Here is a 12508-nt window from a genome sequence, read left to right as displayed (position 1 = left end):
CTTTCCCACAAGACTCCCGCTATTCACAGCCCCCTCCCGTTTCCGCAACTCCACAGACTCCACCGAACCGTCGTGGTATCAGGTCGGATATCACCTGCCGGGCCGGCCGGCAGCCCGGCGATCATAGCGGAATCGCACCGCTCGGCTACCGACGCGGCAGTGGATAAGACGATCACACGCTCAATACCAGTTATTGACGAAACAGGGTCAATGGGGCACTATATCTTGTGTCTACGGCGCGATTTTATCTGCCGGTGCGGACCAGCGTTGAGCGTCCCGACAACAAGGTTTCATCCCCGGACAGGATCGGGGCCAAGCTGATCGATGCCCGTGCCGGAAAGCGGCGGCGGGCGTCCGGTTGGCGGCATCCGCCTGTCATCACTTCTGAATTGCGATCCGAAGCTTCAAGCAGGAACAGGCCGATGTCTCTGTCACCCGATAACCCCGCGTGGAAATCCGTCCCTGCCACCCTGCCCTCCGGCGCGCCGCATGCGGCGCAGGCAGGGACTGGCGGGGCGCTGGCATTCTCCGTCATCCGCCGCAATGGCTCGCTGTCGCCGTTCGATGCCTCCAAGATCGCGGTGGCTGTCACCAAGGCGTTCCTGGCGGTCGAGGGGAATCAGGCCGCCGCCTCTCGGCGCGTGCATGAGATCGTGGAGGAGCTGACGCAGCAGGTCGTCGTCGCCCTCACACGCCGTGTCGACGGCGAGCGCGCGATCCATATCGAGGATATCCAGGATCAGGTGGAGCTGGCGCTGATGCGCGGCGGCCATCACAAGGTCGCGCGTGCTTATGTGCTCTATCGCGAAGAGCGGGCGAAGGAACGTGCAGCCAAGGCGAAGCTCGCCGGCGAGCCTACGGTCACGCTCAACGTGCGTTCCAGCGACGGCAGCCTTTCGCCGCTCGACGACAGGCGGCTTGCGCGCGTCATCGCCGATGCGTGCGGCGGCCTCGACGGCACCTCGGCCGAGACCGTGCTCGCGGAAACCCGGCGCAACCTCTACGACGGCATTTCCTCCGACGAACTCGCGCTGGCGCAGATCATGGCGGCGCGCACCCTCGTCGAGACCGAACCGAACTATGCTTTCGTCTCCGCGCGCCTGCTGCTCGACAAGCTGCGCCGCGAGGCGCTGACCTACGTCCTCGGCAACGCCCGCGAGGCGGCCGATGCCGCGACCGGCGATCATTACGCCCCCTACTTCCCCGGCTTCATCGCCAAGGGCATCGCCGCCGAGCTGATCGAGCCGGAACTGGCCCGCTTCGACCTCGCGAGGCTTGCGGCGGCGCTGAAGCCGGAGCGTGACCGGCAGTTCCAGTTCCTGGGCCTGCAGACGCTTTACGACCGTTATTTCCTGCACGACCACGGCACGCGCTTCGAGCTGCCGCAGGCGTTCTTCATGCGCGTCGCCATGGGGCTGGCCCTGCGGGAAATCGACCGCGAGGAGAAGGCCATCGAGTTCTACGACCTGCTGTCGTCGTTCGACTTCATGGCCTCGACACCGACGCTGTTCAACGCCGGCACCCTGCGTCCGCAACTGTCGTCTTGCTTCCTCACCACGGTGTCGGACGATCTCGAAGGCATCTTCAAGGCGATCAAGGACAACGCGCTGCTCGCCAAATATTCGGGCGGCCTCGGCAATGACTGGACGCGGGTGCGCGGCCTCGGCGCCCACATCAAGGGCACCAACGGCAAGTCGCAGGGCGTCGTCCCGTTCCTGAAGGTGGCGAACGACACGGCGATTGCCGTCAACCAGGGTGGCAAGCGCAAGGGCGCGGTCTGCGCCTATCTGGAGACGTGGCACGTCGACATCGAGGAATTCCTCGACCTGCGCAAGAACACCGGCGACGACCGCCGCCGCACGCACGACATGAATACGTCGAACTGGATTCCGGACCTGTTCATGGAGCGCGTCGCCGGCGACGGCCAGTGGACGCTGTTCTCGCCCGACGAGGTGCCGGACCTGCACGACCTCTACGGCGCTGCCTTCAGGACGGCCTACGAGAACTATGAGGCGAAGGCGGAGCGGGGCGACATCGCGGTGTTCCGCAAGGTGCGCGCGCTCGACCTGTGGCGCAAGATGCTGACCATGCTGTTCGAGACCGGCCATCCGTGGGTCACGTTCAAGGACCCGTGCAACCTGCGCTCGCCGCAGCAGCATGCCGGCGTCGTGCATTCGTCCAATCTCTGCACCGAGATCACGCTCAACACCTCCGCGACGGAAGTGGCTGTCTGCAATCTCGGCTCGATCAACCTCGTCAACCACATCGGCGAGAACGGCCTCGACCATGAGCATCTGGCGCGCACCACGCGGGTGGCGATGCGCATGCTCGACAACGTGATCGACATCAACTTCTACACCATCCCGGAAGCGCGCCACTCCAACCTGCGCCACCGCCCTGTCGGCCTCGGGCTGATGGGTTTCCAGGACGCGCTGCAGCTCCTGCGCATTCCTTATGAGAGCGACGAAGCGGTGAACTTCGCCGACAAGAGCATGGAGGCGATCAGCTTCCACGCGATCAAGGCGTCCTCCGATCTCGCCGCCGAGCGCGGGCGCTATGCCTCGTTCGAGGGGTCGCTGTGGTCGAAGGGCATCCTGCCGATCGATTCGATCGCCATTCTCGACGAGTCGCGCAACGGCACGCTTGAGATGGACCGCTCCACCAGCCTCGACTGGGACGGCCTGCGCGAGCAGGTGAAGCGCGTCGGCATGCGCAATTCCAACACCATGGCGATCGCGCCCACCGCCACCATCTCCAACATCTGCGGCGTGGCGCAATCGATCGAGCCCGCCTACCAGAACCTCTATGTCAAATCGAACATGTCGGGCGACTTCACCGTCGTGAACGCGCTGCTGGTGCGCGATCTCAAGGCGCGCGGCCTGTGGGACGAGGTGATGGTATCCGACCTCAAGTACTTCGACGGCTCGCTCGGCCAGATCGACCGCGTCCCCGACGATCTCAAGGCGCTCTACGCCACGGCCTTCGAGATCGACTCGGCCTGGCTGGTCGAGGCCGCCTCGCGCCGCCAGAAGTGGATCGACCAGGCCCAGTCGCTGAACCTCTACATCGCCAACCCCTCGGGCAAGAAGCTCGACGAGCTTTACCGCCTCGCCTGGCGCAAGGGCCTCAAGACGACCTACTACCTGCGGTCGACCTCCGCCACGCATGTCGAGAAATCGACGCTCAAGGGAACGGATGGCAAGCTGAACGCGGTCGCCGTCGCGCCTGCGGCAGCCTCGCCCGCGCCGGTGACGCACGCCGTGGCCCCCGCCGGCGCCAACGACATCCGTCTTGACAGCGTGGCATCCGGCAAGGCTTGCCTGATCGACGATCCCGATTGCGAAGCCTGCCAGTAATCATCGGCAGATAAGGAAGAAGAACATGCTCGACTGGTCCGAACCGTCCTCCATCGCGCAAAAGGCGGCTGCCGCCGGTTTCGCCGCGGGCGTCGCGCCCACGGCGAAACCGGCCGGCGGGGACGCCACCGGTCTTGACGCCACCGGTCTTGGCGCCATCGACCGCAACGCGGCGCGTGTCACCGTCGACGACAAGGCGATGATCAACTGCCGCGCAGACGTCAACCAGCTCCTGCCGCTGAAGTATCACTGGGCCTGGGAGAAGTACCTCGCCGCCTGCAACAACCACTGGATGCCGACCGAGGTTTCCATGCAGGCCGACATCGCCCTGTGGAAGTCGCCCGACGGGCTCACCCCCGACGAGCGCCACGCGATCAAGCGTAACCTCGGCTTCTTCGCTGCCTCGGAAAGCCTTGTCGCCAACAACATCGTGCTGGCGATATACCGCCACCTGACCAACCCCGAATGCCGGCAATACCTGCTGCGTCAGGCGTTCGAGGAGGCGGTACACACTCACACCTTCCAATACATCGTGGAAAGCCTCGGCCTCGACGAGGGCGAGCTGTTCAACATGTACCGCGAGGTGCCTTCCATCACCGACAAGGCGGCGTGGGCGCTCTCCTACACCCAGCATCTCGACGATCCGGAGTTCACCACCGGCACGCCGGAGAAGGATCAGGCGTTCCTGCGCGATCTCGTCGCCTTTTACGTGGTGTTCGAGGGGATGTGGTTTTACACCGGTTTCGCTCAGATCCTGTCGCTGGGACGGCGCAACAAGATGGTCGGTGTCGCCGAGCAGTACCAGTACATCCTGCGCGACGAATCGATCCATCTGAACTTCGGTATCGACGTGATCAACCAGATCAAGGCCGAAAACCCGCATCTGTGGACTGACGCATTCCAGAAGGAAGTGCGCAATATGCTTGCGGAGGCCGCCGAACTTGAGGCGGGCTACGGCCGCGATACCATGCCCCGCGGCTTCCTCGGCCTCAATGCCGGGCTGTGCGAGCAGTACATGCACTTCATCGCCAACCGCCGCTGCGCCCAGCTCGGCCTCGCGCCCGTGTTCGCCCCGGCCGAAAATCCGTTCCCGTGGATGTCGGAGGCGATGGACCTCAAGAAGGAGAAGAACTTCTTCGAGACCCGCGTCATCGAATATCAGAACGGCGGCGCGCTGAGCTGGGATTGATCCGGTTTGCGGATAACCTCCCTTCCCTTTGGCGACCCGCTGGCAACGTTCCAGCCCTTCGCCGACGATCCCGTGGCCGCGCTGCTCGACAGCGCGGCCGTTGGTGAAGTGCGCAGCCGCTTTTCCTATCTCGCCGTCGAGCCGTTCTCGGTCATCACGGCCAATGAGCGTGGCGTGCAGGTCGACGGCGCGCAGGTCGACGGCGATCCGTTCGCCGTGCTGCAACAGGCGCTCTCCCGTCTGCGCGGCGGCTTCGAAGCTCACCCGGCCGTGCCTTTCCGCGGCGGCGCGGTTGGCTATCTCGCCTACGAAATGGGCCGGCACGCCGATCGCTTTCCGCCCCTGCCCGCCGATCCCTTTTCCGTGCCGGAGATGGTCATCGGGCTCTATGACTGCGTCATTGCCTTCGACCACAGCGCACGCAGGGCCTTCCTCATCAGTACCGGCCAGCCGGAAACCGACCCTGCCCGGCGGGAGGCACGAGCACGGGCGCGCGAGGCGCATGTCCTGCAGCGGCTCACCCAGGGCGCGGCACTCCCGCCCCTCGACTGGTCGGTGCGTGGCGCATGGCGGGAGGAGCAATCGCGCGCCGACGCCGAACGGGCCGTCGCCCGGGTCGTCGACTACATCCACGCCGGCGACATCTTTCAGGCGAACCTCACCCAGCGCCGGCTTGCTTCCCGGCCGGCGGGCCTCGACGATTTCATGCTCTACCGGCGACTGCGGGCCATCAGCCCCGCGCCCTTCGCCGCCTTCCTCCGCTGCGGCCCGGAAACGAGCGTTCTTTCCGCCTCGCCGGAGCGTTTTCTGGCGCTCGACCGCGAGGGCCATGTCGAAACCCGGCCTATCAAGGGCACCATGCGGCGGGATCCCGATCCCATCCGGGACGCCGAACTCGCGGCGACGCTCCGGACAAGCGTCAAGGACCGGGCCGAAAACCTGATGATCGTGGATCTCATGCGCAACGATCTCGGCCGCATCTGCGAGCTGGGCAGCGTTGCCGCGCCCGCGTTGATGGAGCTGGAAACCTTCGCCTCCGTGCATCACCTCGTTTCCGCCGTCACCGGACGGCTGCATGCGGGGCGCGATGCGGTGGACCTGCTGCGCGTATGTTTTCCCGGCGGTTCGATCACGGGGGCACCAAAAATCCGGGCCATGGAGATCATCGCGGAGCTGGAGCGGCGGCAGCGCGGCGTCTGCTTCGGCTCCGTCGTCCATATCGGCTTCGATGGCGCCATGGACAGCAGCATCGCTATCCGCACGCTTGTGCGCCACCGGGACACACTGATCGCACAGGCGGGCGGCGGCATTGTCGCCGATTCGCTTCCCGCAGGCGAGTATGAGGAAGCATTGCTGAAGATGCGCCCGCTGCTGCAGGCACTGACCGGGGAGATATCGTGATCGGCTGGCTCAACGGATCGTTGCTCGACGGCACCCGGCACGCGCTCTCCGTCTCGGACAGGGGCTTTCTGCTCGGCGATGGCCTCTATGAGACGATCCGCGTCACGAACGGCGAAGCCGCTCACCTCGAACGCCATCTGGCGCGCTTGGCGCACGGCGCGGCGGTGATCGGCCTGCCGCTGCCCGCTGTCGATGTCGCGGCCGCCGTCGCCGCCGTCATCACGGCCAACGCACTGCAGGCGGGCTCGCTGCGCCTCACCATCACGCGTGGCTCCGGCCCGCGCGGGCTTCTGCCACCCGATGCGCCCGATCCCACGTTGCTGATAACGGCCTTCCCGACATCGCCACAGGCTGCTGCCGCACACGTCATTGTCGCCAGCCGCACCCGCCGCAACGAGCATTCGCCGCTCGCCGGCATCAAGAGCACCAACTGCCTCGACAACATCATCGCCCGCCTCGAAGCGCGCGATTGCGGCGCGGACGATGCCCTGCTGCTGAATACTGCGGGACGGATCGCGGAAGCGAGTGCCGCGAATGTGTTCGCGCTGATCGGCGGCGTTTGGCTCACGCCGCCGGTGGCGGAAGGCGCGCTGCCCGGCATCACGCGCGCGCGCATTCTGGAAACCGGGGGGCGTGAGGCCTCCCTGACCGTCGACGATCTGCTGAACGCGGACGAGATCGTGCTGACCAGCAGCCTCGGCATCCGCGCCGTGAAGGCGTTGGCGGGCAAGGATCTGCCCGCCAACGGCCCCGGTGCATCGAGACTCGCCAGGGTGCTGTTCGGCTGATCAGCCCGCCGCTTCTTCGCGCAGGATGCGCGCGGCCGCGACGAGATTGATGAGCGCCGGGCGCACCTCCTCCCACTTGCGAGTCTTCAGGCCGCAATCCGGGTTGACCCAGATCTGGTCGGCGGCAAGACGCTGGCAGGCCTTCTCCAGCAGCTCCACCATCTCCGCGACGGACGGCACGCGCGGCGAGTGGATGTCATAGACGCCCGGCCCGATTTCGTTGGGATAGCGGTAGGTGATAAAGGCGTCGAGCAGTTCCATCTTCGAGCGCGAGGTCTCGATGGAGATCACGTCGGCATCCATGGCTCCGATGGCATCGATGATGTCGTTGAACTCCGAGTAGCACATGTGCGTATGGATCTGCGTTTCGTCCCGCACGCCGGACGACGTGAGCCGGAAGCTCTCCACCGCCCAGTCGAGGTAATGCTTCCAGTCCGCCTTGCGCAACGGCAGTCCCTCGCGAATCGCCGGCTCGTCGATCTGGATAACGCGGATTCCGGCGGCCTCCAGGTCCGCCACCTCGTCGCGCAGCGCCAGCGCGATCTGGCGGCAGACGTCGGCACGCAGGATGTCGTCGCGCACGAAGGACCATTGCAGCATGGTGACAGGGCCGGTCAGCATGCCCTTCACAGGCTTGTCGGTCAGCGACTGGGCGTAGGCGATCCACTCCACCGACATCGGCTGCGGACGCGAGACATCGCCGAAAATGACGGGCGGACGCACGCAGCGCGAGCCGTAGCTCTGCACCCAGCCATTGCGGGTGAAGGCGTAGCCGTCGAGCAGCTCGCCGAAATACTGCACCATGTCGTTGCGCTCGAACTCGCCGTGCACGATCACGTCGAGGCCGATCTCGTCCTGCCAGCGGACGGTGTCCGCCGTTTCCTTGCGCAGGAAGGCGTCATAGCCCGCGTTGTCCAGTTCGCCGCGCGTGTGGGCGGCGCGCGCCTTGCGCACCTCGCTCGTCTGCGGGAAGGAGCCGATGGTGGTCGTGGGGAAGCGCGGCAGATTGAGCGCCTCCCGCTGCGCCTCGCGCCTTTCGCTGAACGGGTGGGCGCGGCGCGTGTCCTCCGGCTTCACCGCTGCGAGGCGGGTGGCGACCGCCGGGTTGTGGATGCGCGCCGACGCGGCGCGCGTCTGCGCGGCAGCAGCGGAGGCGGCAAGCTCATCCTTCACGGCATCGCGCCCCTGCGCCAGCGCACGGCCCAGGATCGACAACTCGTCGAGCTTCTGGGCGGCGAAAGCCAGCCAGCCCTTCAGTTCCGCGTCGAGGCCGGTTTCAAGCGTGAGGTCGTACGGCACGTGCAGCAGCGAGCAGGAGGCCGAAACGATGAGATGATCGGTGCCCCGCCTTGCCGCGACGGGCTCGATGCGGTCGAGGATCGCCGGCAGGTTGGCGCGCCAGACGTTACGGCCATCGATCACGCCGAGCGATAGCACCAGCCCCGCCGGCGCCTCCGCCAGCACGGCATCGAGCTGCCCGGGCGCCCGGGCGAGATCGAGATGCAGGCCGGCGACCGGCAGCGACAGCGCCGTCGCGCGGTTGTCCCCAAGCGCGCCGAAATAGCTGGTGAGCTGGATCTTCAGGCCCGGCACGGCGCGGGCGAACATGCCATAGGCGGAGGCGATGGCGGCGCGGGTCGCGTCGTCGAGATCAAGCGAGAGCACTGGCTCGTCGATCTGCACCCAGTCGGCGCCGTGGGCGGCGAGGCGGCGCAGGATTTCCGTGTAGACAGGCAGCAGGCCAGGCAAAAGCGAAAGCGTATCAAAGGCTTCATCGCGGCTCTTGCCGAGCTTCAGGAAGGTGACCGGGCCGATCAGCACCGGGCGCGTGCGGTATCCGAGTGCCGCTGCCTCGCGAAACTCGTCGATGATCTTGGTCGAGGCGAGCGCGAACTCCTGGCCGCGCGAAAACTCCGGGACGAGATAGTGGTAGTTGGTGTCGAACCATTTCGTCATTTCCAGAGCCGGCAAGCCGGATGTCGAACCATGCGCATGGCCATGAACGGCGCAGGCTTCGACGTCGCCCTCGGTGCCGCGGGCGAGCGCGAAGTAGGTTTCCAACGACACCGGCCCGCCCTTCCAGCCATAGGCGGCGGGAATGGCGCCGACGGTGACGGCGGTGTCAAGAACCTGGTCGTAAAGGGAAAAATCGTTCGACGGAATGTGCGCGATGCCGGCCGCGTGCTGGCGCGCCCAGTTGGCGACGCGCAGGCCGGCGGCGGTTTCGAGCAGGGCTTCCTGCCCGATCTTGCCGGACCAGAAGGCTTCGAGCGCCGTCTTCAGCTCGCGGCGAGGGCCTATGCGCGGCACGCCGAGGGTGGCGGTGGGCACAGAAGGCGGCGGATTGGGAGACGAAGACGTATGAGACAAAGACATCGGCTATAACCCCTTGAAATGGGGGGCAAAAGGCCGAGCGGACGCACGCGGACGCCGCCCCGGGTCCACTCCGGGGACGCGCCACGACAGGCGACCACCGGGTACCCCGCCCGAGGACGTTCATGCATCGTGGCAGGTCTCCTGGCTCGCGGGTCAGCGCACCCGTCCGGCCTTCCCGATGGATGTGGCAAGAATGCCACCATCAGTGACACGAATTGGACGGGCGCTCGCCGCCGACAGTTGCGGGGTGCAGCTCCGGAATCGGATCGCGGCCGCTCCCGCGGCCACGCCCTGCACCGGATTCCCTCTTGGCTTCGCCGCCGCCGACGGCAGGGCGAAGAACCACGACCGTCGCACTATGACAGATCGGGACCGACGGTCAAGCATATATATAAAGATATGTTTATATCATTGTTTTACTTCTGGCTGCTGAAGCGCTCGACGATACGTTTCCGGAGCCCGTCGCGCACGGAACGGTAGGCATCGAGGCGCTGGTCGCGCGATCCCTGCACGGCGGTGGGATCGAAGGTCGGCCAATACTCCACCGCGGCGGCCATGGTTCGGGTCAGTTCCATCGCCCGGTGATGCGCCTCGGGGGAAAGGGTGACGATGAGATCGAAGCCGGTATCCTCCAGCTCCTCCAGCGACTGGGGGCGGTGGCCGGCAAGGTCGATGCCGATCTCGTCCATGACAGCGACAGTGAAGGGGTCGATCTCGTCCGGCCGCACGCCGGCCGAGGCGACGTAAAGCGAGCGCCCGAAATAGTGGCGGGCGATGCCCTCCGCCATGGGCGAACGCACCGCGTTCAGGGCGCACATGAACAGCACGGACTGGATGCGACGCCCCGCCGTTCCGTCGGCCATGTCAGCCCTTCCAGTGCAAGGCGAACAGCAGCGTGAACAGCCGGCGTGCTGTGTCGAAATCGACGTCGAGCTTGCCTGCCAGCCGTTCGCGCAGCAGCTCCGACGCCTCGTCGTGCATGCCGCGCCGCCCCATGTCGATGGCCTCGATCTGCGACGGCGTGGCCGTGCGGATGGCGGCGTAATAGCTTTCGCAGATAAGCTCGTAGTCCTTGATCACGCGCCGGAACGGCGTCAGCGACAGGAAATGCGAAACGACATGCGCGCCTTCCGCCTCGCGTATCTCCAGCGCCAGCTTGCGGTCGACCAGCGCGATGCGCAGCGCATACGGACCACCCTCGTGGCCGGCGACGGTAAAATGGTTTTCTTCAAGAATATCCCAGATGGCGACGGCGCGCTCGTGCTCCTGATCGGGATTGCCCCGCCCGAGCGAGGCCTCGTCCAGCGTCACGGACACGAGACGGCAGCGCTTGTCATCACCGGCGCTTGTCACGACTTGACCTTTCGGTTTGTGAGTGCCCCATCCCGCCCCGCAGCATTTCGTGTTGTCAAAGATTGAGGCGGATGCTGACGGAACGCGCGTGCGCCTGCAGGCCCTCCGTCTCGCCCAGTGCGATCGCCGCCGGGCCGACGGCCCGCAGGGCATCCGCCGTGCAATGCAGGATGGAGGTGCGCTTGAGGAAATCGAGCACACCAAGCCCCGACGCGAAGCGGGCGGAACGGGCCGTGGGCAGCACGTGGTTGGGGCCGCCCACATAGTCGCCGACGGCCTCCGGCGTATACTGCCCGAGGAAGATTGCACCCGCGTTGCGTACTGCCCCGGCCAGCGCCTCGGCGTCGTCCGCGACGATTTCGAGATGCTCCGGCGCGATGCGGTCGACGAGGCCGATAGCCTCGCCGAGCGACGGCACCAGAACGATCGCACCGTAATCCTCCCAGCTCTGGCGGGCGATCTTTTCGCGCGGCAGCGTCACGAGATGGCCCTCGACGGCGGCAGCGACCGCGTCCGCCAGTGCCGCGCTGTCGGTGATGAGGATGGACTGCGCGGCCGTGTCGTGCTCCGCCTGCGCCAGCAGGTCCGCCGCCACCCATTCGGGATTGACGTTCCTGTCCGCGAGAATCAGCACCTCGGACGGGCCGGCGATCATGTCGATGCCGACGAGGCCGAACACGCGCCGCTTCGCCGCCGCGACAAAGGCATTGCCGGGCCCAACGATCTTGGCGACGGGCGCGATCGTCTGCGTGCCGTGCGCCAGCGCCGCCACAGCCTGCGCGCCGCCGACACGATAGATCTCGTCGACGCCCGCGATGCGCGCCGCCGCCAGCACCAACGGGTTGACGGCGCCGCCCGGCATCGGCACCGCCATGACGATGCGCGGCACGCCGGCCACCTGCGCCGGCACGGCGTTCATCAGCACGGACGAAGGGTAGCTCGCGGTGCCGCCCGGCACATAGAGCCCGACCGATTCGATGGCCGTCCAGCGCCAGCCCGCCGTCACGCCCGCCTCGTCGGTGAAGCGCTCGTCCGCCGGTTTCTGACGCCGGTGATAGGTTTCTATCCGCGCACGCGCCACTTCCAGCGCCGCCAGTGCCTCGCGCGGGGAATCGGCGAGCGCGGCGTCGATCTCGTCCTCGCTGACGCGCAGGCGCGCCGGATCGAGCGCAAGCCCGTCGAAACGGGCCGTATAGTCGATCACGGCCCGGTCGCCGCGCGCCGCCACATCGGCGATGATATCGCGGACAACGGCGTCGACATCCTCGGCAACCTCGCGCTTGGCCGCGAGAAGCGCCCGGAAGGCGACTTCGAACCCTTCGTCGCGCGCGTCAAGTCTTACCGGCATCCGATCCTCCGTCATGCTCGCGGCCGCTGCCCTCGCCTTCCGTGTGGGCGGGACGGCCAGCCACCTCCCACATCGGGCCAAGGTCCTTCATTTGCGCCTCTATGCATTCGACATCAAGCCGAATGGCGGCGCCACCGGAGAATTCGAGGACGACGGCACCGGACGGCTTTTCGCCTTCGATGAAGTGGATGGCCAGCAGGTTGAACAGCGAATCGGGCGCGGTGTGTTCCAGGTTGCGGTGACGCACGGCGCGCACCTGGTCGAAGTGCAGCGCCGCCAGGCGGCGGCGCGGCGGCGCGTCTTCGGGCCGCTCCCAGTCGAAACGCTGCAGCGCCAGCACGAAACGGTGCTCGTGGGGCAGGAAGTGCAGGTCCGCACGCCTGACGTGCGCATCCTGCAGATGCGCGGAGATGACGTCGAGGTCATTTTCGTCCAGCGCCAGCAACCGCAGCAGCCGGTCGCCATCCGCCTCGCCGGCCATGTCGTTCTCGTCCATCGTCCCGTATCCATACCCCTAATCTTCTACGATTTATCGGTGACGACAGCCGCAGGCAAGCACGCAAACGATCATGACAGCCGATGAGCGCTCACGTGCCGCAATCCGGCAACGGCGCGGAGCTTCCGTTCCCGCCTTCCGCCAGAGACCGCGCTGCGCCGGCGAAGGGTAATCCCCAGGCGAAGCGAGGTCTTCGCCCCG

9 protein-coding genes and 1 riboswitch are annotated in these 12508 nt (G+C 66.5%); of the genes, 4 read left to right on the top strand and 5 right to left on the bottom strand.

From position 1 onward, the window contains the following. Positions 1-422: 422 nt before the first annotated feature. Genes FHS82_RS17320 through FHS82_RS17305 form a run of 4 tightly spaced genes read left to right on the top strand, consistent with a single transcriptional unit; the run spans position 423 to position 6734 of the window. Positions 423-3356, top strand: a complete 2934-nt coding sequence (locus FHS82_RS17320) for a ribonucleoside-diphosphate reductase subunit alpha (protein WP_166955168.1) — start codon at positions 423-425, stop codon at positions 3354-3356. A 25-nt stretch (positions 3357-3381) separates the two neighbouring features. Then, the gene (locus tag FHS82_RS17315; RefSeq protein WP_166955166.1) at positions 3382-4545 is read left to right on the top strand and encodes a ribonucleotide-diphosphate reductase subunit beta; all 1164 of its coding nucleotides are present in this window, start codon (positions 3382-3384) and stop codon (positions 4543-4545) included. A gap of 6 nt (positions 4546-4551) precedes the next feature. Continuing rightward, entirely contained in the window at positions 4552-5946 is a 1395-nt protein-coding gene (locus FHS82_RS17310) for an anthranilate synthase component I family protein (RefSeq protein ID WP_208394306.1), read from the top strand. Beyond that, on the top strand, positions 5943-6734 hold the full coding sequence (locus tag FHS82_RS17305; protein WP_166955164.1) for an aminotransferase class IV: 792 nt from the start codon (positions 5943-5945) through the stop codon (positions 6732-6734). Before FHS82_RS17310 ends, FHS82_RS17305 begins: the two co-directional genes overlap by 4 nt. On the opposite strand, the gene metE is transcribed toward FHS82_RS17305, so the two are convergent. The 5 genes from metE to FHS82_RS17280 form a co-directional block, all read right to left on the bottom strand. Beyond that, entirely contained in the window at positions 6735-9110 is a 2376-nt protein-coding gene (metE, locus tag FHS82_RS17300; protein WP_166955162.1) for a 5-methyltetrahydropteroyltriglutamate--homocysteine S-methyltransferase, read from the bottom strand. A gap of 114 nt (positions 9111-9224) precedes the next feature. Then, positions 9225-9472: riboswitch (cobalamin riboswitch) on the bottom strand. A 54-nt stretch (positions 9473-9526) separates the two neighbouring features. After that, positions 9527-9973: an arsenate reductase ArsC gene (locus FHS82_RS17295; RefSeq protein ID WP_166955159.1), complete on the bottom strand. Its 447-nt coding sequence runs from the start codon at positions 9971-9973 to the stop codon at positions 9527-9529. A 1-nt stretch (position 9974) separates the two neighbouring features. Next, complete coding sequence (locus FHS82_RS17290) at positions 9975-10463, bottom strand: UPF0262 family protein (RefSeq protein ID WP_166955157.1); 489 nt, start codon at positions 10461-10463, stop codon at positions 9975-9977. 55 nt (positions 10464-10518) lie between these two features. After that, positions 10519-11811, bottom strand: a complete 1293-nt coding sequence (gene hisD / locus FHS82_RS17285) for a histidinol dehydrogenase (RefSeq protein WP_166955155.1) — start codon at positions 11809-11811, stop codon at positions 10519-10521. Further along, on the bottom strand, positions 11795-12307 hold the full coding sequence (locus tag FHS82_RS17280) for a DUF2948 family protein (RefSeq protein ID WP_246225407.1): 513 nt from the start codon (positions 12305-12307) through the stop codon (positions 11795-11797). The genes hisD and FHS82_RS17280 overlap by 17 nt, the downstream gene beginning before the upstream one ends. Between the last annotated feature and the right edge of the window lie 201 nt (positions 12308-12508).

This window comes from Pseudochelatococcus lubricantis (assembly GCF_011762225.1).
In the GTDB taxonomy this organism is placed as follows: domain Bacteria; phylum Pseudomonadota; class Alphaproteobacteria; order Rhizobiales; family Beijerinckiaceae; genus Pseudochelatococcus; species Pseudochelatococcus lubricantis.
Note: the sequence above shows the minus strand (reverse complement) of the source record. Positions and strands in the feature narration are given on the sequence as shown.

Excerpts from the sequence above, each read along its gene's own strand:
- FHS82_RS17320 (WP_166955168.1), top strand. The coding sequence starts at position 423 with ATGTCTCTGTCACCCGATAACCCCGCGTGGAAATCCGTCCCTGCCACC.
- FHS82_RS17315 (WP_166955166.1), top strand. The coding sequence starts at position 3,382 with ATGCTCGACTGGTCCGAACCGTCCTCCATCGCGCAAAAGGCGGCTGCC.
- metE (WP_166955162.1), bottom strand. The coding sequence starts at position 9,110 with ATGTCTTTGTCTCATACGTCTTCGTCTCCCAATCCGCCGCCTTCTGTG.
- FHS82_RS17295 (WP_166955159.1), bottom strand. The coding sequence starts at position 9,973 with ATGGCCGACGGAACGGCGGGGCGTCGCATCCAGTCCGTGCTGTTCATG.
- hisD (WP_166955155.1), bottom strand. The coding sequence starts at position 11,811 with ATGCCGGTAAGACTTGACGCGCGCGACGAAGGGTTCGAAGTCGCCTTC.
- FHS82_RS17280 (WP_246225407.1), bottom strand. The coding sequence starts at position 12,307 with ATGGACGAGAACGACATGGCCGGCGAGGCGGATGGCGACCGGCTGCTG.